The sequence below is a fragment of the Streptomyces sp. 2114.4 genome, assembly GCF_900187385.1.
Lineage (GTDB): Bacteria > Actinomycetota > Actinomycetes > Streptomycetales > Streptomycetaceae > Streptomyces > Streptomyces mooreae.
Window position 1 is genome coordinate 2,375,854 of record NZ_FYEY01000001.1, and the last position, 21,309, is coordinate 2,397,162.

Consider the following 21,309-nt stretch of genomic DNA (forward strand, 5'->3'; position numbering starts at 1 on the left):
CCGGACCGGACCGAATCAGAAACCCTATCCGCGGCCGCTCGGCGGGCGGGGGCAGGGGCAGGAGCAAAGAGGAAGAGGCAAGGGACGGGGGACAGGGGCCAAGAGGCAAGCGGAAGAGGCAAGAGGCAGGGCGCCCCGGGGTAGGCCATCGCCCCCTCCCTCTACCGCCCCTGCGCGCACACCGCTTTACTCGCCCCCATGACTCGCATACGCACCAGGATGGGCGCGCTCGCCGTCGCGCTGCTGGCCGCCGCCCCACTGTCCCTCCCGGCACCGGCCACCGCGGCCGCCCCGGCGGATGTCACGGTGGAGGAAGGGCGGCTGACACAGACCGCGCCGCAGGAGGTCCTGCGGCGCAGCGGATTCGACGCGGTGGAGCGGGAGTTCGGGCAGGGGCTCGCACGGGTGACCACCTACGGCGAAGCCCGGCGCTATGTCGCCGCCGAGGGGCGGGCGCTGTGGCGGCGGGCCGTGGACCGGGCGCAGGGACGCGGGCCCGGCCGCGGGGACCTGAGCCGGGATGACGACCGGCCGCTGTACTGGGCGCGGCTGGGAATGACCAGACAACTACGGCAGTGGCAGCCGGACTTCGGACTGACGGAGTCCGCGCGCGCCGCCCTCCTCGGGTCACTGGAGCGGGGCTCGCGCGGCCAGGACTCGGTCGAACTGCCCGCGGACCAGCACGTCCTGCGGATCGTGGTGACCGGATTCGACCCGTTCCAGCTGGACGCCGACGCACGGCGCAGCAACCCGTCGGGGGCGGCGGCGCTCGCGCTGGACGGGACGACGGTACGCACCGCCTCCGGACAGCCGGCCCGGATCGAGACCGCGGTCTTCCCCGTACGGTGGGCCGACTTCGCGGAGGGCACGGTGGAGCGCACCCTGCTCCCGCACTTCCGGAGCGGGCCGCGGCAGGCCGATCTGTTCACGACGATCAGCCAGGGGCGGCCCGGCCGGTTCGATGTCGAGCGGACCAACGGGGCCTGGCGGGGCGGCTATCCGGACAACGCGCGGGAATCCCGTACGGAGACCGTGCCGATTCCGGCAGGGGTGCCGACCGTGCGGCCGCAGCCACAGTGGACGACCACCAGCCTCCCGTACGCCCGGATCGTGGCGGCCGGGACCGGGCCCTTCCCCGTGGTCGACGACACCGAGGTCACGGAGATCCCGGCGGGCGGCACCGGGCCGGTCGACCGGCCGGACGGCCCCACTCCCGGGTCGACGGCCCGGGCCGGGGGCGGCGGGGACTATCTCTCCAACGAGATCGCCTACCGGGCGACCCTGCTGCGCGACGCGGTGCGCCCGGCGCTCCCCGGCGGACATCTGCACACCCCGGTGCTGGAGTTCGGCCCCGGCAACACGGACCCGGCGCACGGCCAGGTCACCGACCCGGACTTCGTCCACCACCGGGTCGCGATCACCGAGCAGGTACGGGCGATCCTGACGGTGGCGGCCTCGGAGACGGCGGCGGCGCGGGGCGCGCGGAGGTAGTACTCCCGTCACGGGTTCCGGGGACGGCAGACCGGGCCTGCCGGGTGCTCAGGGCAGGCAGCGGGCACGTTCGACGGCGCGTCGCAGCGCCGCACGGCAGGCCCGGGCCGCCGGGTGGCCTTCACTGCCGTGCCGTACGGCCGTGAAGAGCCGCCGGGTGCGGCCGCCGTCCGGCAGCGGCAGCAGCGGAACGGTCGGTGCGCTCCCGCCCCACAGCAGGTCGGGCAGGAGGGCCGCGGCGTGCCCCTGCTCCACCAGCCGCAGCTGCACCAGCAGATCGGGCGACTCGAACCGTACGTCGGGCTCGAAACCGGCCTGGCGGCACACGGCCGTCGCCCACCGCCGGGACGCGGTACCCGCCGGCTCCATGACCCACGGCCGTCCGGAGAGCGCGCGCAGCGCCGCCGCCGGCTCATCCGCCGGGGAGGCGCTGTCGGGCGGCAGGGCGAGCCGCATCTCGTCGCCGCACAGCTCCACCGCGTCCACCTCGGCGGGGCGGGCTACCGCGTGCCCCGGGTACTCCTCCGCCACGACCAGGTCCACATCCCGCGCGAGCAGGGCGGGCAGCGCCGCCTCCGGCTCCGCCTGTACGACGTGGACGCGCAGGCCCGGGTGTTCCTCGCGCAGCAGGGTGAGCGCCGGCGGGACGAGCGCCAGCACGGCCGTCTGGAAGGCGGCGACCCGCAGGGTGCCGGTGACGGCGGCCAGCGAGGCGGCGATATCGGCCTCGGCCCGCTCCAGGCGCTCCAGCAGAACTTCCGTGTGCGCCACCAGGATCTCGGCCTGCTCGGTCAGCCGTACCCGCCGCCCCACCGGCTCCAGCAGCGCGACGCCCACCTCGGCCTCCAGCACCGAGAGCTGCTGCGAGACCGAGGAAGGGCTGTACGAGAGGGCCGCCGCGACGGCGGCGAGGGTGCCGCGGTGCTTGAGCTCGCGCAGCAGCCGCAGCCGGTGAAGATCGAGCATGTCCGGTCCCGCGCCCTTCCCTTCGCAACCATTCGGATTTTCCGACGATTATCGCTCGAAAAGATGCGCTGGACCGTTGGGACGGCGGTACGGCAGCGTGCATCCCATGCCCACCACTGACTGGTACGCACGCCCGTCCGCCCGTTCCTGGACCTGTCAGCCCGCGCCGCGTGAGGCGATCGGATTCCACGCCACCCTGCCCGGTTACGCTCCGACGCCGCTGCGCGAAATGCCCGTGCTGGCCGAGGAGTTGGGAGTCCACCGGGTGTTCGTCAAGGACGAGTCCGCCCGGCTCGGCCTGCCCGCGTTCAAGATCCTGGGGGCGTCCTGGGCGATCCACCGGGCCCTGGCCGAAACGCCGGGCGGCCGACTCGTCACCGCCACCGACGGCAACCACGGTCGCGCCGTGGCCCGCACCGCCCGGCTGCTGGGCCTGACCGCCGAGGTCTTCGTACCCACCGCGGTGCACCCGGCGGCGGCCGCCGCCATCGCGCGTGAGGGCGCCCGGGTGACGCGGGTCGACGGGGCGTACGACGACGCCGTACACCGGGCTGCCGACGCCGCCGCGCGCGCACCCGGCGCCGTCCTCGTCCAGGACACCGCCCTGCCCGGCTACACCCGGATACCCGGCTGGATCATCGAGGGCTACGCCACGCTGTTCGACGAGACCGATGCGCAACTGCGCGCGCTGGGCGCCGGACCCGCCGGGCTGGTGGCCGTCCCCGTCGGCGTCGGCTCACTGGCGCAGGCCGCCGTCAGCCACTACCGCGCCCCGCGGGACGCCCCGCCGCCGTCGTTGCTGAGCGTCGAACCGGACACCGCCGCGGGTGTCCTGACGTCCCTCACCGCCGGCCGCCCGACCACCGTCGGGACCGGCGCCACCATCATGGCCGGGCTCAACTGCGGCACGCCCTCCAGCTCCGCCTGGCCCCTGCTGCGCGACGGGCTCGACGCCGCTGTCGCCGTCACCGACGCCGAAAGCGCCCGCGCGGCCCGCGACCTGGCAGCGCTCGGACTCTCCTCCGGTCCCTGCGGCGCCGCCTCGCTGGCCGGTGCCCGGGCCGCCCTGACCTCCGCCGCCGAACGCCGCGCGGCACTGGCGGAGCACAGCACCCGCACGGTCGTGCTGCTCAACACCGAGGGCGCCGAGGCCAACCCGCACGAATCGGCCGGCTGGTAGATCAACCACGTTGCGAGCGGGGGGCGACGGCCCGGCGCATCGCGTCCCGCCCCGTCCCACCCCGTCCCGGTCCCGCGCCTACAGCGGCAGGACGACCCGCATCACCAGTCCGCCGCCCTCGCGGGGCCGAGCCGTGATCGTGCCGTCGTGCGCACGCACCACCGAACGCACGATGGACAGCCCCAGCCCGACCCCCTTGTCACTCCCGGTCCGCTCGGTCCGCAGCCGCCGGAACGGCTCGAAAAGGTTCTCCACCTCATACGCCGGAACCACCGGACCGGTATTGGAGACCACCAGCACCGCACACCCCGGCTGCGGCTGGACCGTCACCTCCACCCAGCCCTCCTCCGGCACGTTGTAGCGCACCGCGTTCTGCACCAGATTCAGCGCGATCCGCTCCAGCAGCACCCCGTTACCCTGCACGAACACCTGCTCACGCACCCCCCGCAGCGCCACCCCCTTGGCCTGCGCCTCCTCACGGGTCTGCTCCACCGCCTGCGACGCCACCTCCGCCACATCCACCGGCTTCTTGTCCACGACCTTGTTCTCACTGCGCGCCAGCAGCAACAACCCCTCCACCAACTGCTCACTGCGCTCATTGGTCGCCAGCAGCGTCTTGCCCAACTGCGCCAGCTCCGGCGACGCCCCCGGATCCGCCAGCTGCACCTCCAGCAACGTCCGGTTGATCGCCAACGGCGTCCGCAACTCGTGCGACGCATTCGACACGAACCGCCGCTGCGACTCGAACGCCCGGTCCAGCCGGTCCAGCATCTCGTCAAAGGTGTCCGCAAGCTCCTTCAGCTCGTCATCAGGACCCCCCAACTCGATCCGCCGGTGCAGATCCGAACCCGCCACCCGCTGAGCCGTCCGCGTAATACGCCCCAACGGCGACAACACCCGCCCCGCCATCGCATAACCGAAAGCGAACGCCACCACCGTCAAACCCAGCAAAGCCAGCACGGAGCTGTTCAGGAAGGCGTGCAGGGCCTGTGCGCGCTGGTTGCGGAGGCAGCGGCCGAGCGCCGAGTTGATCTCGTCGAGCGAGGCGACCGACGGCAGATCGGGACAGCTGATGTTGCCCAGCCGGACGTTGCTGCCGAACACCCTGAATTCCGGGGTGCCCTCCTTGAGGGTCCTGGCCGCGAGGAAGTAGATGATGACGAGCAGGACGACCCCCGCCATCAGGAACATGCCGCCGTAGAGCAGGGCGAGCCGTATCCGGATGGTGGGCCGCAGCCACGGTGCCGGACGGTGGTCCGGCGGCCGGGGAGCCCGGGTGGGCTGCGGAGGCGCGGCCACCGGCGGGGGCGACGAAGAGGAAGGGGAGGACGGGGACGGCGGGGTGGAGACGGTCACGGTCATCAGCCCCGGAGACCCGGTGATGCGGGCACGGCGACCGATACCGGGACGGGGGTTAGGCGCACTGCTGGTCCTTCCTCAGATCCCGTAAGGCACACGACAGTTGCCCCACAGCACCCATCCTGCCCAAAGGACCCATAAACCGGCAGTAAGCAACGGATCGGCTCGCGGTCCGGCGCCTGACGGTCCGGTGCCTCGCGGTCCGGTGCCTCGCAGTCCGGCGCCTCGCAGTCCGGCGCCTACGGTTCGGCGCTCCTCCCGGTGGAACGCTTCCCGGACCAGCCTTCCCCCCTACCTGCCCGGCCGGCCCCGTCCGGCCGTCCTTCCGGCCGGACGGGGCCGGCCTCAGCCCTGCGCCGCCTCGGGCGCCAGCACGTCCAACTCGGCCGGGGTGGGGTAGGACGGCTGGGCGCCCGGCTTGGTGACGGCCGCGGCGCCCACCCGTACGGCGAAGCGCGCCGCCTCGGGCAGCGAGTCGCCACGGGCCAGGCGGGTGGCGAGGGCGCCCGTGAAGGCGTCGCCGGCACCGGTGGTGTCCACGGCCTTGACCCGTACGCCCGGGACGTCCGTGGTCCCCGAGGCGTCCAGGACCAGCGCGCCGTCGCCGCCGAGGGTGACCACCACGGAGCGGGCGCCCCGCTCGCGCAGCGCCTGCGCCCACCCGGCGGGCGTGCCGTCGGCGAGCCCGGAGAGCTGCCGCGCCTCGTGCTCGTTGACCACCAGCGGATCGGCCGCCGCGAGGAGTTCGGGGACCAGGGCGGCCGCCTCGGGTGCCGGGGAGGGGTTGAGGACGACGCGGGTGCCGGCCTGCTCGGCGGCCGCGGCGGCGGCACGTACGGATTCCATGGGGATCTCCAGCTGGAGGGAGACCACCGAGGCGGCGGCGATGGTGTCCTTCGCCGCCGCCACGTCCTGCGGGGTGAGGGCGGCGTTGGCGCCGGGCGAGACCACGATGCTGTTGTCGCCGTCCGGGTCGACGAGGATCATGGCGGTGCCGGTGCGGGCCCCGTCGTCCACGATCACCGGCGTGACATCGGTGCCCGCGTCGCGCTGGGCGCCGAGCAGCAGTTCGCCGTAGGCATCGCCGCCGACCCGCGCCAGCAGCGCGGTGCGTCCGCCGATCCGGGCCGCGGCGGCCGCCTGGTTGGCGCCCTTGCCGCCGGCCGACTCGACCAGATCCGTGCCGGTCACGGTCTCGCCCGCGCCGGGCCGGCGCTCGACCCGCACCGTCAGATCCGCGTTGGCCGAGCCGACCACCAGGACGTCATACATGCGCCGCTCTCCCATTTCTCTCCTCCGTCGTGGCCAGGCGACCCGCCGGGCCGCATTCTCAGCCGTCGAACTTCGCGGCGTTCTCCGCCGTCACCAGCACCACCGGCACTCGGACCGACCGGGGCAGCTTCTCACCGCGGGATGCCTTGAGCGCCCAGTCCACGGCCTGCTTGCCGAGGAGTTCCGGCTGCTGGGCGACGGTGGCGGTCAGTGTGCCCTTGCGGACCGCCGTGACGCCGTCCGGGGTGCCGTCGAACGCCACCACCTTCACGTCCTTGCCCGAGCGGCCGCCCAGCGCCTTGGACGCGCCCAGCGCCATCTCGTCGTTGGCGGCGAACACCCCGCCGATGTCGCGGTGCGCCTGCAGCATGTTGGTCATCACGTCCATGCCCTTGGTGCGGTCGAAGTCCGCGGGCTGCCGGGCGACGACCTGGATGCCGGGGTATTTCTTGATGCCTTCCTCGAAGCCCTGGCCGCGCTCGCGGGCGGCCGAGGTGCCGGCCTGGCCCTCCAGGAAGGCCACCTTGCCCTTGCCGCCGAGCGATTCGGCCAGCGTCTTCGCGGCGAGCCGGCCGCCCGCGACATTGTCGGAGGCGATGGTCGAGCCGACCTTGCCGCCGTTGACGCCGCGGTCGATGGAGATCACCGGCACCTTCGCCCGGTTGGCGACGCCGACGGCCGGGACGGCGGCGTCCGAGTCGACCGGGTTGATGATGGCCGCCTTGACGTTCTGGCTGGTGAACGTCTCCATCTGGTTGATCTGCTGGGTCGGGTCGTTCTGCGCGTCGGTGATGTTGAGGTGCAGATGGCGGGCGTCCGCCTCGGCCTGGGCGCCCTTCTTGATGCCGACGAAGAAGGGGTTGTTCATCGTGGACAGCGCCAGCCCCAGGTCGGTGTTGCCTCCGCGGTCGCAGCCGGTCAGCCCCAGGGCGACGGTCGCGGCCAGCCCGGCCGCCAGCGGCATCCGGAGCCGGGCGGTCCGGCGCACGGTCATCCCCTCGGTCCTTTCCTCGGTCCTCCGGGCGCTCATCGCGCGCTCCGGCGGCGCAGCGTGTCCAGGAGCACCGCCAGCGCGATGACCAGGCCGGTGGCCACCTGCTGCCAGAACGCCGACACGCTCAGCAGGTTGAGGCCGTTGCGCAGGACGGCGAGGATCAGCGCGCCGATGAGGGTGCCGGAGGCCTTGCCGGAGCCGCCGGAGAGGCTGGCCCCGCCGATGACGACGGCGGCGATCGCGTCCAGCTCGTAGCCGGTGGCGGCCTGCGGCTGGGCGGAGGTGAGCCGGGCCGCGAGCACGATGCCGGCGACCGCGGCGAACAGCCCGGACAGCGCGTAGATGACGAGCTTGCGGCGCTTGACGTGGATGCCGGAGAGCCGGGCCGCCTCCTCGTTGCCGCCGATCGCGAACATCGCCCGGCCGGTGTACGTACGGGCCAGGACCAGCGCGGCGATCAGCCCCATGGCGATCATGACGAGGACGGGCACCGGCAGCCAGCCGCCGAGGGTGTCACCGAGCGCGCCGACCGCGCCGGGGAAGGCGATCGGCGTGCCGCCGGAGATGACCAGGGCCAGACCTCGGCCGACCGAGAGCATCGCCAGCGTGGCGATGAAGGCGGGCAGTTTGCCGTAGGCGACCAGCGCGCCGGAGACCAGACCGGCCCCCGCGCCGACCGCCAGGCCGAGCAGGACCGCCGTCCAGACGGGCAGGCCCTCGTTGGTGGCCGCCCAGGCGACGACGGTGGCGGAGAGACCGGCGACCGAGCCGACGGAGAGGTCGATACCGGCCGAGACGATCACGAAGGTGACGCCGAAGGCGAGGATCGCGGTGACCGACGCCTGGACGCCGACGTTGAGGAGGTTCTGGCCGTTGAGGAAGTCCCTGGACAGCACCGCCATCACCACGACCAGGGCGATCAGTCCGCCGAGCGGGCCGTTTCTGAGCACCGCCCGGGAGAACCACGCTCCCGCGCCGTCGCGGTCCGGTGCCCGCCCCACCGCCTCGGCGGCGGCTCCCGTCTTCACCTCAGTGGACATCGGAGCCCTCCATCGCGCTCTCGTCGTTGTGCTCGGTGCTCGTGCTCGTGCCGTGCGGGGACTGGAGCGCCAGCTCCATCACGGCGTCCTGGGTGGCCTCGTCGGCCGACAGCTCTCCGGCCAGCCGGCCCTGCGACATCACCAGCACCCGGTCGCTCATGCCGAGCACCTCGGGCAGATCGCTGGAGATCATCAGCACCGCGCGGCCGGACGCGGTCAGTTCGTTGATGAGCTGGTAGATCTCGACCTTGGCTCCGACGTCGATTCCGCGCGTCGGCTCGTCGAGGATCAGCAGCCGGGTGTCCGCCAGCAGCCACTTGCCGATGACGATCTTCTGCTGGTTGCCGCCGGAGAGGGTGCGGGCGCTCTGTCCCAGCCCGCTCATCCGGACCTTCAACTGCCCGGCGACGGTGGCCGCTTCGCGCCGCTGCGCACCCCGGTCCACCAGCCCGCCGCGGGTGTCGCGGTCGAGGCGGGCGAGGGTGAGGTTGTCCTGGAGGGAGGCGTCCATGACCAGGCCCTGGCCCTTGCGGTCCTCCGGTACGAGGCCGAGCCCGGCGCGCATGGCGGCACGGACGTCGCCGCGGGCCAGCTCCTTGCCGTCGATCTCGACCGTCCCCGCGTCGTAGCGGTCCACGCCGAAGATCGCCCGGACCACCTCGGTGCGGCCCGCGCCGACCAGCCCCGCGAGGCCCACGACCTCACCGGCCCGCACCTCGAAGCCGATGTCCTCGAAGACCGGTCCGGCCACCGTGCCGTTGCGGGTCAGACCGCGGACGCGCAGCAGAGGCGCGCCCGGCTCCTCGGGCCGCTGCCGCGGATACTGCTCGGCGATGTCCCGGCCCACCATGAGGCGGATCAGCTCGTCCTCGTTTGTCGAGGCCGGCACCTCCTCGACGGAGCGGCCGTCGCGCAGGACGGTGACCCGGTCGCCGAGTGCGCCGATCTCGTCCAGGTGGTGGGTGATGAAGATGATGCCGACGCCCGAGTCGCGCAGCTCGCGGACGATCGCGAAGAGGGTTTCGACCTCCTCGGAGGTCAGGACCGCGGTCGGCTCGTCCATGATCAGGACGCGCGCCTCCAGGCTGAGGGCCTTGGCGATCTCGACCATCTGGAGGCGGGCGATGCCGAGTTCGGCGACCGGGGTGTTCGGGGAGACGTCGAGCCGTACGCGCCGCAGCAGCTCGGCGGCCCGTGCCCGCATCGTCTTCCGGTCGACCAGGCCGAGCGCGGTGCGCGGCTGGCGGCCCAGGAAGATGTTCTCGGCGACGGTCAGCCCGGGGACGAGGTTGAACTCCTGGTAGATGGTGGCGATGCCGTGCCGTTCGGCGTCCTGCGCCGAGCGGATGGTGACCTCGTCGCCGTCCACGAGGATGCGGCCCTCGTCGGGGCGGTGGGCGCCGGAGAGCATCTTGATGAGGGTGCTCTTGCCCGCTCCGTTCTCGCCGAGCAGGACATGCACCTCACCGGTACGCAGGGTCAGGTCCACGCCGTCCAGCGCGCGGACGCCCGGGAACGACTTCGTCACCCCCTCCACGCGCAGCAGTTCGCGGCCGCCCGGTTCGTCGTCGTTGACGCCGGTCATGCGCTGCCCCTCTCTTCCTCGGGTGGGTGGTGCGGTGACTGACTTAGGTGGCCCGCCCGGCCGGGGGAGCCGGGACCGGGGTGCCGGTCCCGGGCGCCGGGCGGGCCTGCTCAGGGGGCGGGCGCCTCGCCGCAGGAGCGGCGGGTGACCAGCCGGGCGGGCAGCAGCACCGAGTCGGCGTGCCGCCCCTCGATGCGCTCCAGCAGGGTGTGGACGGCGGCGCGCCCGAGTCCGCGGGTGGGCTGGGCGATGGCGGTCAGCGGCGGATCGGTGTGGGTGAACCACGGCACGTCGTCATAGACCACCAGCGCCACGTCGTCGGGGACCCGCAGGCCGCGGGCGCGGAGTTCGTCCATCGCGCCCAGCGCCATCAGGTTGTCGGTGGCCAGCACCGCGTCCGGCGGTTCGGGGAGGTCGAGGAAGGCGCTCATCACCTGCCGGCCGCCGGTGTGCTGGAGGTCGGGGGTGGCGCCGACCCGCTCGTCGGGCAGGGTGAGGCCGTATCCGGCCAGCGCCGTACGGAAGAGGGCGAGGCGCTCGTCACCGGTCGGGGTGCCGGCCGGGGCGACGATGATCGCCGGGCGGCGGCGGCCGAGGGCGGCGAGATGGGCGGCGAGCTCGGTGAGGGCGGCGCGGCCGTCGGCGCGTACGCAGGGGGCGTCGATGCCGGGCACGGCGCGGTCCAGCAGGACCAGCGGGGTGCCGGAGGCGACGACCTCGCGGAGCATCGCCGAGCCGGTGCCGGCCGAGCTGACCAGCAGGCCGTCGATCCGGCGGTCGAGCAGGGTGCGGATGTAGTCGTCCTGCTGCGCGGGGCGCTCGCCGGCGTTGCCGATCACCAGGCTGTAGCCGAGGCTGCGGGCCTCGTCCTCGACGGCGTCGGCCAGCTCGGTGAAGAAGGGGTTGGTGAGGTCGCTGATGATCAGGCCGAGCGCGCCGGTCCGTGCGGTGCGCAGCGCGCGGGCGACGTTGTTGGGGCGGTAGCCCAGCTCCTGTACGGCGGCGAGCACCCGCTCACGGGTCTCCGCGACCGGGCTGTGCCCGTTGAGGACCCGGGAGACCGTGGCGACGGAGACCCCTGCCCGTTCTGCCACATCCTTGATGTTCGCCATGGCGCCGTTGCCGTTCTGTCCGTGCGAGCGCTTCCGGTGCGGGGAGCGGCTTCGCGTGATCGATGTGTAATCGATTTCGTGAGGGATTCGCGGGGGCTACGAAATCGATTACACGGGGCGTGCGTCAAGACGGCGTGAATGTTGGCTGCGTCACATCACGCGGAACGTCGTCGTCACGTAGTCGCCAACACGTCGTACGTCATCACGTCGTACGTCACGCCATGCGTCAACTCGCAGGACGGGAGGGCGCGGGGCCTGTCGAGCCCGGGCACTCCCCCGTTGGCCGTCCCGCCTCGACGGCGGACACCGGCCGTGTCCGGACCCACGGGGCCCCGCCGGCGATTACCGGGCGAACTGCCCCACACACGCGACGATCGCCACCAGCAGACCCAGCACCCCGATGACCACCTGCCATCTGTCAGACGGCGCCCACCGGTCGCTCTGCTGCTCCGTGTCCTGATCGTCCATCGCTCCTCCTCGCTCCTCCGGACAGGCCCCGGAGGCCAGGGCCCCCGCCGGCCGGCCGCCGACGGAGCTGTGGGGAGGAACGTGGTGAAGCCCCGCCAGAATAGCGCGAGTTGACGCCGCGTCGGCGGGGAACCGGCGGACGCACCACGCACCAGGGGCCGCACCCCGTTCACGGGATGCGGCCCCTGGCCTTCCTTGCTTCCCCGGCTCACTTTTCCGGTACCGCGGCCTTCGGCGCTCGCGGCGTTCGGCGACCTTCGGCGCCCTCGCCCCCGGCGCCCTCGCCCCCGGCGCCCGCGGCCTCCGGTGCCCTCGCTCTGCGACGCCGCGGCCTCCGGCGCCGGGTGTCAGACGACGGTCAGCGTGACCTCGATGTTGCCGCGGGTGGCGTGGGAGTACGGGCACACCTGGTGCGCCTTCTCCACGAGGTCGCGGGCGGTGACCGCGTCGACGTTCGGGATCGCGGCGGAGATCTCGACCGTGAGGCCGAAGCCGCCGTCCGGGATCTTGCCGATGCCGACCTTGGCGGTCACCCGGGAGCCGGAGACGTCGAGCCGTCGTCAGCTGTCGAGGCTCACGATCATCTTTCCGGTGTTCTCGCCGCGCAGCAGGCCCAGGAAGGCCTCGACGCCGTTCTCGATGCCGGCCACCTTGGTCTCGCTGTACTTGAGCTCGCCGGAGCGGATCCAGGCGGAGACCTCCTCGACGAACTGCGGCTGCAGCGCGGCGTGGTCGCTGACCAACAGGCCCTGGAGGCGCAGCCGCTTGCCGATCACCATCGCGAGGTTGCGCGGGGCGGGGCTCGGCTCCGTGGCGTTGTACATGGAGATCATGCCGCAGATGGCGGCACGACCGTGGACGTTGAGGGAGCTGATGGCCGCCTCGAGGTGGTCGCCGCCGACGTTGTCGAAGTAGACGTCGATGCCGTCCGGCGCGGCCTTCTTGAGCTGCCCTGCGACGTCGCCGTTCTTGTAGTTGAAGGCGGCGTCGAAGCCGTACTCCTCGACCAGGAGCTTGACCTTGTCGTCGGAGCCGGCCGAGCCGATGACGCGGGAGGCGCCCTTGAGCTTGGCGATCTGGCCGGCCTCGCTGCCGACCGCACCGGCCGCGCCGGATACGAAGACGGCGTCGCCCTCCTGGAAGGACGCGACCTCCAGCAGGCCCGCGTAGGCGGTCAGGCCCGGCATGCCCAGCACGCCCAGGTAGGCGGTGAGCGGAGCCAGCGACGGGTCCACCTTGGCGGCGCGCTTGGCGTCCAGCACCGCGTACTCACGCCAGCCGAGACCGTGCAGCACATGGTCGCCGACGGCGAGGGAATCGTCGCGCGAGGCGATGACCTCGCCGACCGCGCCGCCGTCCATCGGCTGGTCGAGCTGGAAGGGCGGGACGTAGGACTTCACGTCGTTCATCCGGCCGCGCATGTACGGGTCGACGGAGAAGTGCTGCGTACGGACGAGGATCTGGCCCTCGCCGAGCTCGGGCACCGCGGCCTCGCGCAGCGCGAAGTCCTCCGGAGTGGGCCAGCCGTGGGGGCGGGCGACGAGGTGCCATTCGCGGCTGGTCGTGGGCAGTGCGGACATAAGCGCGATCCTCCTAAAGCTTCAGGTGCTGAAACAACCATGCTCCTCGATATTTCATGTTGTCAAGTAAATGGGTATCCTCGTGCGTATGACCCCCCGCGCAGACTCCCTGACCGTCGAGGTCGTCGACCTCATCGGCACCGTCGTCGCCCGCTACTACGAGGAGTACGAGCTCGCCGCGGCCGAGCACTCCCTCACCGGCGCCCAGGCCAGGGTGCTCAGCCTGCTCAGCCTTGAACCGCTGCCCATGCGCAAGGTCGCCGAGCGCCTGAAGTGCGAGCCGTCGAACGTCACCGGCATCGTGGACCGCCTGGAGTCCCGCGGTCTGGTCGAGCGCCGCCCCGATCCGTCCGACCGCCGCGTCAAGCTCGCCGCCCCGACCGCCGAGGGCGCGCGCACGGCCGAGGCGCTGCGCACCTCGCTCCACTTCGCCCGCGAACCCCTCGGCCGTCTGACGGTCGCCGAGCGGACGCTGCTGAAGGAACTGCTCCAGCGGATGCTGGGCGTCGCGCCCGAGTGAGCCGGCCTACGGCCGATGGCGGACCGACGACCGACCACCGGCCGCCGCCCCCGAAACGTCCGCCGCCCCCGAAACGTCCGGCTCCCCCGCAACTCCCGCTGTCCGCAGCCCCCGCAGCAGCGTCAGCGCCAGGACCGCGGCCACGACCATGACGCCCGCGGCACCCAGCACCGCCGTCCGCAGCCCGTCGGTGAACGCCGTCCGGGCCGCGGTCAGCAGCATCTCCCCGGCCCGGCCCGGGAGTTGACTCGCCACCACGGCGGCTCCCGCCAGCGTCTCCCGGGCCACGTCCGCCGCGCCCGCCGGAAGGCCGGAGGGCAACGCCTCACCGATGTCACCGCGATAGATCGCGCTCCCGATGCTGCCCAGGACCGCCATGCCCAGCGCGCCGCCCAGTTCGGTGCCGGACTCCAGTACGGCCGAGGCGGAGCCCGCCCGCTCGGGCGGCGCGAGGCCGATGGCCAGTTCGTTGCCGAGCGACATCACCATCACCAGGCCCGAGGCGTAGACCGCCGAGGCCACCAGGACGAACCACAGGGCCGAGCCCGGCTTCAGCCAGGACAGCCAGACGAAACCGCCGGCCGCGATGCCGCAGCCCATGGCGATGACATAGGCCCGGTCCATCCGCTGGGCGAGCGCGGTGGCGGCCGGCGCCATCCCGCCCACCGCGAGGGTCGGCAGCAGATTCCACAGCGCCGCCTCCATGGGGCTCATGCCTCGTACGGACTGCAGGTACTGGGTGAAGAACACCGCGCAGCCGACGATCGCGAACATCGCCAGCAGGTTCATCAGCACCGAGACGCTGAATCCGCGGTGCCGGAAGAGCTCCAGATCGAGCATCGGATGACGGGCGGTGCGCTGACGGTGGACGAAGGCCGCGGCGGCCATCAGGCCGGTCACCAGCGCGAGGACGGGAAGTGCCGCCAGGCCGTCGCGGGCGATCTCCTTGACGCCGTAGACCACCGGCAGCATGGCGAGCAGGGAGAGCAGCGAGCCGGGCAGGTCGAAGCGCCCGGCCGCCGGATTCTTGAACTCCGGCAGCAGCAGCGGCCCGCAGACCAGCAGCAGCACCATCGCCGGGGCATTGACCAGGAACACCGAACCCCACCAGAAGTGCTCCAGCAGCGCCCCGCTGAGCACCGGGCCGACCGCGATGCCGCCGGTCACCGCCGCCGACCAGATCGCGACCGCCTTGCCGCGCTGCCTGGCGTCGTGGAAGAGGTTGCGGATCAGCGCGAGGGTGGACGGCATCAGCGTCGCACCGCCGATGCCGAGCAACGCCCGTGCGGCGATGAGCATTTCGGCGCTGCGCGCGTAGGCGGCGACCCCGGAGGCGAGTCCGAAGAGCAGGGCGCCGGACAGCAGCAGCTTGCGGCGGCCGATGCGGTCGCCCAGCGCGCCCATGGTGATCAGCAGCCCGGCCAGGACGAAGCCGTAGACGTCGAGGATCCACAGTTGCTGGACGCTGCTGGGCTTCAGCTCCGCGGTCAGGAACGGCACCGCGAAGTAGAGCACCGAGACGTCCATCGAGACGAGCAGGCAGGGCAGCAGGAGGACGCCCAGGGCGGTCCACTCCCGGCGGCCGGCCACCGGCTTGGATGTGTACGGAGTAAACGACATGGATGACACGGTAAGCAGGTTGCGCTTACGGTGCAAACAATAGCCCTGACAAGGGAATTGGCGATGCGTCACACTAGTGCACCAGTCTTGGTGCACTGCCCTGGTGGAGTGCACGTTGCTCCCCTCGCGCCCCGCAGAGCTACCCTGAATTCCCCTGGTGCACTAGTACGGAGGTCTCCCGTGACCGTGGAGCAGTCGCCCCCACCGCCCTACCGCAAGATCGCTGACGCGATCCGGCGCCGTATCGCCACCGGCGAGCTGACGCCGGGCGACCGGGTGCCCTCGACCCGGCGGATCACCCAGGAGTGGGGGGTGGCGATGGCGACCGCCACCAAGGTGCTGACGACGCTGCGGCAGGAAGGACTCGTACGGGTCGTACCGGGGGTGGGCACGGTCGTGGCCGAGCCGCAGCGGACCGGCCGCAGCGGCGCTCTCGCGCGAGAGCGGCGGCCGCGCGAGACGGACAGCGGGCTGAGTCGCGAGAGCGTCGTACGGGCCGGGATCAAGGTCGCCGATGCCGAGGGACTGCGGGCGCTGTCGATGCGCCGGGTCGCCGCCGAGTTCGGGGTGTCCTCGATGGCGCTCTACCGTCATGTGGCCGGCAAGGAGGAGCTGGTGCTGTTGATGGCGGACGCCGCGTTCCTCGACGTCGAGCTGCCCGAACCGGCGCCGGACGGCTGGCGCGCACGGATGGAGGCGGGCGCGCGGCTGCAGTGGGAGCTCTACCGGCGGCACCCCTGGCTGGCGCAGTACCTGTCGATCACCCGGCCGCAGCCGATGCCGCGGGCGATGGCGCTGGTCGAGTGGACCATGGCGCGGGTCCGGGGGATGGACCCGGTCACGCTGATCCACATGGCGCTGACACTGCTGGGCTTCGTGCTGTCCACCGCCGCCGGATTCGAGGACGACCTGGAGGCCGAGCAGGAGACCGGCATGGACCAGGCGCAGTGGATGGCCACGATGGAGCCGACGTTCGAGGGGATCCTCACCTCGGGCTCCTACCCCATGTACGCGGGGGTCTCGGCGATGGGTGAGGACGTGGTGAACCAGGACTCGCTCTTCGAGTTCGGACTGGCCCGTCTGCTGGACGGCATGGAAGCGCTCGTCGGGAGCGGGGCGGCCGGCGACGGGGCCAGGGACGGCGGTGACAGCAGTGACGGCGGTGATACCGGCGATGCCGGCGATGCCGGCTGAGTGCCCCGCCCGGCGGCCGGCCCCGGGCCCCGCGCCTCCCGCCCCCCCGATCCCGGATCGGGCCCCGGCCCCTCCCCCGGATCCCGCCCCGTCCACCACCATGTCTTTCATGAACGGCACCGCTGACACCGACCCGCCCGCCGGCTCCGGAGTCCCCTCCGGCCTGCCGGGACCGGTCGCCTTCCAGCTCGTCCTGCTGCGCCGGATGGCCGACCACCACCCCGGCCTGGTCGAGGACGCCCTGCGCACCCTGCGGGCCTCCCGCGCCGATATGCGCGAGGCCAACCGCCGCTGGCAGGCACGGATGCACGCCCCGCGGGCGCGTGGCGGCGCCTGGCCGTATCGTGCGCTGCTCGGCACCCCCGAGACCGTCACCGCCCGCCGGATCGGCGACCTGACCTGCGAGGCCCTGGCCTGGACCGTTCCGCTCTGGCCCGATCTGCGCTTCGAAGTCCTCACCGGCACCCGGGGGGCCGTGTGGAACGCCTGGCTCGTCCGGGCACCCGGCGCCAGGGCCCCTGACCTGCGCACGACCGAGGATCTGATGCCCTGGTCGTGCACGGTCGACGAGGTCGCCCGCGCCTTCGCACCGGCCCGCCCGCGAGAGGGCAGCGCCCCCACCCGCTGGCAGCTGGCCTGCACCGCCCCCGGCCCCGACGGCACGCCCCAGGACATCGTCGCGGAATTCACCTGGGGGCTCTACCAGCGGCTGACCGGTTCGGCCCCCGCCACACCGGCCGGCGGCCGCGACCTCACTCCTTCGCCGTAACCGCCCCGGGTCCGTCCTCCGCCCGTCCCCCGAGCGGACCTTTCCAGCGGGCGGGCGGCCGCGCGCGACCGGAGGATGGCGCACGAGCGGTCCCTGCGAACAGGCCGCACGAGCGCTTTCGTCCATACCGGCCCGTCGGGGAGGAATCACCCATGACCATCAGCCTCGCCCAATTGCGGCGGTGCTCGGCCGCCGTCGACCTCGGAGCGGCCCGGACCAGGGTGTACGTGAAGAACCAGGGGCTGGTCGTCGATGAACCGACCGTCGCCGCCATCAACACCCGTACCGGGGCACTGCTGGCCGTGGGCGCCCAGGCCGAGGTGATGGACGGGCGCACCCCCGACTACATCCGGGTGGTGCGCCCGGTCTCCCACGGCACCATCGTCGACATCGACATGGCCCAGCGGCTGCTGCGCACCCTGGTCGGCGACAAGCTGCGCAAGACGTGGCGGCGCCGCCCCACGACGCGGGCCGCGGTCTGCCTCCCGTACGGCAGCGAGCCGCTGGCTCAGCGGGCGGCGGTGGAAACGATGACGGGGCTGGGGGCACGGCGGGTGGAGTTGGTCGACACCCTGGTCGCCGCCGCGGTGGGCTCCGGGCTGCCGGTGGAGCAGCCCGAGGCCACCATGATCGTGGTGTGTGGCGCGGGAACCACGCAGGTCGCGGTGCTCTCGCTCGGTTCGATCGTGGCGGCGGAGACCGTCCCGGTGGGCGGCAACGCCATCGACCACGCGGTGATCCAGCATCTGCGGCTGCACCACGAGCTGATGCTGGCGGGCCAGGCGGTACGTCCACTGCAGCTGATCCTCTCCGGCGGCGACGGCATGACCCCCGGCTCCACCGAGGTGCACGGCCGGGATGTGGTCAGCGGGATGGCGCGCTCCGTGCACGTCGACACCGAACGGGTCCGGGACGCCATCACCACCCCGCTGACCGCGATCCTCGACGCCATCGGGTCGGTGCTGCGCCGCTGCCCGCCGGATCTGGTGGCCGACCTCGGGGAGCGCGGCATCGTGCTCGCGGGCGGCAGCGCGCTGATCCCCGGACTGGAGCCGATGATCCATCAGGCCACCACCATGCCGGTGCACACCGCGGACCGCCCCGCCACCTGTGCCGTCATGGGGCTCGGCGCCATGATCGAGGGCAAGGTGCAACCCCTGCACCTCGATCCGATGGACCCGTAAGGGCTCCGATGGACCCGTAGGGGGCTGCGATGGACCCGTAGGGGGACGCGCACGCGCCGGGCAGGCCGCGCCGGTCAGCCTTCCGTCTCCCGGGCCAGGCCGGGCCGGGCAGCCCGCTACCGGAACCTACAGCCCCCGGCCGCCTACAGACTCCGGGCGTTCCAGGCCACCACGGCGGGCCGGTCGTGCTCCGTGCCCAGGACGCCCACCGCCCCGGTCTCGAAGGTGAACAGCCCGCCGGCGCCGGGCGGCAGCCCGAGCCTGCGGGCGGCCAGCACCCGCAGGAAGTGGGCGTGCGCCACCAACGCCACATCCCCCTCATCGGCGGCCAGCTGCGGCACGATCCGCGCCAGCACCCGGTCCGCACGTGCCCCGACCTGCTCCGGTGACTCCCCGGGGTGCCCGTCGGGCCCCTCGGGGACACCGTCGGTGAACAGATACCAGCCGGGACGGCTGCGGTGGATCTCGGCGGTGGCGATGCCCTCGTAGCCGCCGTAGTCCCATTCCCGCAGGTCGGCATCGGTCTGCGGACGGGCGAGGCCCGCCAGCTCGGCGGTGCGCAGCGCCCGCTTCATCGGGCTGGCGTACACCTGCCCGATCTTCCGGTCCGACAGCAGCGGCCGCAGTGCGCGGGCCTGCTCCTCACCGGCCGCGGTCAGCGGCAGGTCGGTCCAGCTGGTGTGCCTGCCGTCCCGACTCCACTCGGTCTCGCCGTGCCGGACCAGAAGGAGGTCGCTCACGAGCCCTGCGCCTGCTGCCCCTGCTCGGCGGCCTCGGCCTGCTCGTTCTGCCGGTCCTCGGTGACCGAGGCGCGGACCTCGTCCATGTCCAGTGCGCGGGCCTGACCGATGACGTCCTCCAGGGCCTCGGCGGGCAGTGCGCCCGGCTGGGCGAAGACCGCGATGTTCTCGCGGACGATCATCACGGTCGGGATGGACTGGATCTGGAGGGCCTGGGCCAGCTCGGGCTGCGCCTCCGTGTCGACCTTGGCGAAGACCAGGTCGTCATGCGTCTCGGACGACTTCTCGAAGACCGGGCCGAACTGCTTGCACGGCCCGCACCACTCGGCCCAGAAGTCGATGAGGACGAAATCGTTGCCGGAGACGATTTCGTCGAAGTTGTCCTTGGTGAGCTCGATGGTGCTCATGCGTGTTTCCCTGCTTCCGGATCTGTCGACGATTGCCAGTCGGTCTCCGGCTGCGGTAACGGGCACAACCCGTGACGTATTCCGCACGCCGGACCGTCCCGCACCCCTGCCCAACGATCGCGTTCCTAGACATCGCGATGCACGTGGGAATCGCCACGCCGTCCACCGGGCTCACCACGGCCCCCGGGGCACCCCCGCCCCCACTGGATCTCCCCTTCCGGCGCGCCCCGGGGAACACCGCATCGCACCCGCAGCCGTCCCCGAAGCGCACCCTCGCCACCACCCGGGGAGACACCCCCAGCTCTTCCTAGCTCTTCGGCTTGGCGTAGTCGGTCGCCATACCGCCCGCGAAGTCGTACAGGATCACCTGTTCGTCCCCCACGACCCAGGCATCGTGACCGGGCGGGCAGACGAAGACATCGCCGGGGCCCACCTCGGACTCCGCGCCGTCGTCCATCCGCAGACGCATCCGGCCCTGGACCATGTAGCAGTTGTGGTGTACCTCGCAGCTTTTCGTCCCGACGATCGGCCCCACCGACTCCGTCCAGTGCCAGCCGGGCTCGAAGGTGGCCACGGCAAAGTCCAGTCCGGTGAGGTGCAGGGCTTCGAGGTGGCCCCGGGGAAAGTCGCGCCGTTCATCCGGCTTGTCGACCGTCTTGACTTCCATCATGAGGGCTTCCTCCATCCACCCCCCTGGTCATCCGGCCACCTGGCCATGCGGACCACCTGGCCATCCGGGCATACCCCCGGTCCTTCCATGGTGCGCCGCACCGGAACCCCCGGCCACCGGGACCGGCGGGCCGCGGGAAGAGCTCCGCAAAGCTCCACCACGGCCCTCCGACGGGATGTCGCCGGGCAGGTGCCGTAGCACGCAATCGCCTCCCCCGGCGGCTAGCATCGCGAAAGGACCGCCAAGAACGGAGCATTCTTCTGTGCGTCATCTGCGCGTAGGCGTCGCCATCTTGACCATGGGAAACCGTCCCGCCGAACTGCAGGCGCTGCTGGATTCGGTCGCCAAGCAGGACCTCCCGCCGGCCCACATCGTGGTCATCGGGAACGGCTCGCCGCTCCCCCCGCTGCCGCACGGTGCCGTGGGCATCGAGCTGAGCGACAACCTGGGAGTGTCCGGCGGCCGGAACGTCGCCCTGGACGAACTGCGCAAGCTCGGGGACCTCGACCTCGTGGTCGATCTGGACGACGACGGCCTGCTGATCAGCCCGGATGTGTTCAGCCGGCTGGCGGAACTGCACACCGGCGACCCGAAGTTGGGGATCGTGAGCTTCCGCGTCGCCGACGAGCGGGGCCGCACCCAGCGCCGGCACGTCCCCCGCCTGCGCGTCGGCGACCCGGCACGTGGCGGTCTGGTCACCACGTTCCTCGGCGGCGGGCACTCGCTGTCCGTCCCGATGCTGGACAGAATCGGCGGCTGGCCGGACGAGTTCTTCTACGCGCACGAGGAAACCGACCTGGCCTGGCGGGCCCTGGACGACGGCTGGCACATCCGCTACGCACCGGAACTGGTGCTCCAGCACCCGTACACCTCGCCCACCCGGCACGCCGTCTACCACCGCATGGTCGCCAGAAACCGCGTCTGGCTGGCCAAGCGGCATCTCCCCGCGCTCCTGGTGCCGCTCTACCTCGGCGTATGGGCCGCGCTGACGACCGTCCGCAGCCCCTCGGCGGCGGGCCTGCGCGCCTGGGCCGCGGGTTTCGCCGAGGGGGTACGGACCCCGTGCGGACGGCGGCGGCCGATGCGCTGGCGCACCGTCTGGCGCATGACGAGGCTGGGCCGGCCTCCGGTCATCTAGGGAGTCTCCCCTGCGTCCCT

Annotated in this window: 18 protein-coding genes and 2 pseudogenes; 7 read left to right on the forward strand and 13 right to left on the reverse strand. The window is 72.5% G+C overall.

The genetic code is table 11. The annotated features are described in order from the left end of the window. Positions 1-198: 198 nt before the first annotated feature. The gene (locus CFW40_RS10335) at positions 199-1,491 is read left to right on the forward strand and encodes a pyroglutamyl peptidase (protein WP_088797513.1); all 1,293 of its coding nucleotides are present in this window, start codon (positions 199-201) and stop codon (positions 1,489-1,491) included. Positions 1,492-1,539: 48 nt separating this feature from the next. On the opposite strand, the gene CFW40_RS10340 is transcribed toward CFW40_RS10335, so the two are convergent. Next, positions 1,540-2,457, reverse strand: a complete 918-nt coding sequence (locus tag CFW40_RS10340; RefSeq protein WP_088797514.1) for a LysR substrate-binding domain-containing protein — start codon at positions 2,455-2,457, stop codon at positions 1,540-1,542. A gap of 106 nt (positions 2,458-2,563) precedes the next feature. Between CFW40_RS10340 and CFW40_RS10345 the strand changes: the two genes are divergently transcribed. Beyond that, entirely contained in the window at positions 2,564-3,637 is a 1,074-nt protein-coding gene (locus CFW40_RS10345; protein ID WP_088797515.1) for a pyridoxal-phosphate dependent enzyme, read from the forward strand. A gap of 78 nt (positions 3,638-3,715) precedes the next feature. On the opposite strand, the gene CFW40_RS10350 is transcribed toward CFW40_RS10345, so the two are convergent. The 8 genes and pseudogenes from CFW40_RS10350 to CFW40_RS10385 form a co-directional block, all read right to left on the reverse strand. Beyond that, positions 3,716-4,999: a cell wall metabolism sensor histidine kinase WalK gene (locus CFW40_RS10350; RefSeq protein ID WP_088797516.1), complete on the reverse strand. Its 1,284-nt coding sequence runs from the start codon at positions 4,997-4,999 to the stop codon at positions 3,716-3,718. A gap of 342 nt (positions 5,000-5,341) precedes the next feature. Further along, positions 5,342-6,268: a ribokinase gene (locus CFW40_RS10355; protein WP_088802016.1), complete on the reverse strand. Its 927-nt coding sequence runs from the start codon at positions 6,266-6,268 to the stop codon at positions 5,342-5,344. A gap of 58 nt (positions 6,269-6,326) precedes the next feature. After that, a pseudogene (locus CFW40_RS37975) lies at positions 6,327-8,302 on the reverse strand (substrate-binding domain-containing protein). After that, on the reverse strand, positions 8,292-9,887 hold the full coding sequence (locus CFW40_RS10370) for a sugar ABC transporter ATP-binding protein (RefSeq protein ID WP_088797518.1): 1,596 nt from the start codon (positions 9,885-9,887) through the stop codon (positions 8,292-8,294). Before CFW40_RS10370 ends, CFW40_RS37975 begins: the two are co-directional and overlap by 11 nt. 110 nt (positions 9,888-9,997) lie before the next feature. After that, positions 9,998-10,999 (reverse strand): LacI family DNA-binding transcriptional regulator, encoded by a 1,002-nt coding sequence (locus CFW40_RS10375; RefSeq protein WP_088797519.1) that lies wholly within the window; start codon positions 10,997-10,999, stop codon positions 9,998-10,000. Between the two features lie 342 nt (positions 11,000-11,341). Further along, entirely contained in the window at positions 11,342-11,467 is a 126-nt protein-coding gene (locus tag CFW40_RS37980) for a hypothetical protein (protein WP_256331522.1), read from the reverse strand. Between the two features lie 347 nt (positions 11,468-11,814). Continuing rightward, a pseudogene (locus CFW40_RS10380) lies at positions 11,815-12,024 on the reverse strand (organic hydroperoxide resistance protein); the annotation flags it as partial. A gap of 3 nt (positions 12,025-12,027) precedes the next feature. Further along, positions 12,028-13,047 (reverse strand): NADP-dependent oxidoreductase, encoded by a 1,020-nt coding sequence (locus CFW40_RS10385; protein WP_088797520.1) that lies wholly within the window; start codon positions 13,045-13,047, stop codon positions 12,028-12,030. 88 nt (positions 13,048-13,135) lie between these two features. On the opposite strand from CFW40_RS10385, the gene CFW40_RS10390 reads away from it, so the two are divergent. Next, complete coding sequence (locus CFW40_RS10390) at positions 13,136-13,567, forward strand: MarR family winged helix-turn-helix transcriptional regulator (RefSeq protein WP_088802019.1); 432 nt, start codon at positions 13,136-13,138, stop codon at positions 13,565-13,567. A gap of 6 nt (positions 13,568-13,573) precedes the next feature. On the opposite strand, the gene CFW40_RS10395 is transcribed toward CFW40_RS10390, so the two are convergent. Next, positions 13,574-15,187, reverse strand: a complete 1,614-nt coding sequence (locus CFW40_RS10395; RefSeq protein ID WP_256331521.1) for an MFS transporter — start codon at positions 15,185-15,187, stop codon at positions 13,574-13,576. Positions 15,188-15,373: 186 nt separating this feature from the next. Between CFW40_RS10395 and CFW40_RS10400 the strand changes: the two genes are divergently transcribed. The 3 genes from CFW40_RS10400 to CFW40_RS10410 all read left to right on the forward strand — a co-directional run bounded on the left by CFW40_RS10400 (position 15,374) and on the right by CFW40_RS10410 (position 18,334). Next, a complete protein-coding gene (locus CFW40_RS10400; RefSeq protein WP_088802021.1) occupies positions 15,374-16,381 on the forward strand; it encodes a TetR/AcrR family transcriptional regulator C-terminal domain-containing protein in 1,008 nt (335 codons plus the stop codon). A 109-nt stretch (positions 16,382-16,490) separates the two neighbouring features. Beyond that, entirely contained in the window at positions 16,491-17,150 is a 660-nt protein-coding gene (locus tag CFW40_RS10405; protein WP_088797521.1) for a hypothetical protein, read from the forward strand. A gap of 152 nt (positions 17,151-17,302) precedes the next feature. After that, positions 17,303-18,334, forward strand: coding sequence for a rod shape-determining protein (locus tag CFW40_RS10410; RefSeq protein ID WP_088797522.1), 1,032 nt, complete (start codon positions 17,303-17,305; stop codon positions 18,332-18,334). A 143-nt stretch (positions 18,335-18,477) separates the two neighbouring features. Here CFW40_RS10410 and CFW40_RS10415 read toward each other — a convergent pair whose 3' ends face one another. The 3 genes from CFW40_RS10415 to CFW40_RS10425 form a co-directional block, all read right to left on the reverse strand. After that, complete coding sequence (locus CFW40_RS10415) at positions 18,478-19,074, reverse strand: histidine phosphatase family protein (RefSeq protein WP_088797523.1); 597 nt, start codon at positions 19,072-19,074, stop codon at positions 18,478-18,480. Next, complete coding sequence (gene trxA / locus CFW40_RS10420; RefSeq protein WP_088797524.1) at positions 19,071-19,481, reverse strand: thioredoxin; 411 nt, start codon at positions 19,479-19,481, stop codon at positions 19,071-19,073. Before trxA ends, CFW40_RS10415 begins: the two co-directional genes overlap by 4 nt. Positions 19,482-19,788: 307 nt before the next feature. Beyond that, positions 19,789-20,151 (reverse strand): cupin domain-containing protein, encoded by a 363-nt coding sequence (locus CFW40_RS10425; RefSeq protein ID WP_088802023.1) that lies wholly within the window; start codon positions 20,149-20,151, stop codon positions 19,789-19,791. Positions 20,152-20,413: 262 nt separating this feature from the next. Between CFW40_RS10425 and CFW40_RS10430 the strand changes: the two genes are divergently transcribed. Beyond that, positions 20,414-21,289 carry a glycosyltransferase family 2 protein gene (locus tag CFW40_RS10430; RefSeq protein ID WP_088797525.1) on the forward strand — a complete coding sequence of 292 codons (876 nt, stop codon included), beginning with the start codon at positions 20,414-20,416 and terminating at the stop codon, positions 21,287-21,289. Positions 21,290-21,309 lie beyond the last annotated feature (20 nt).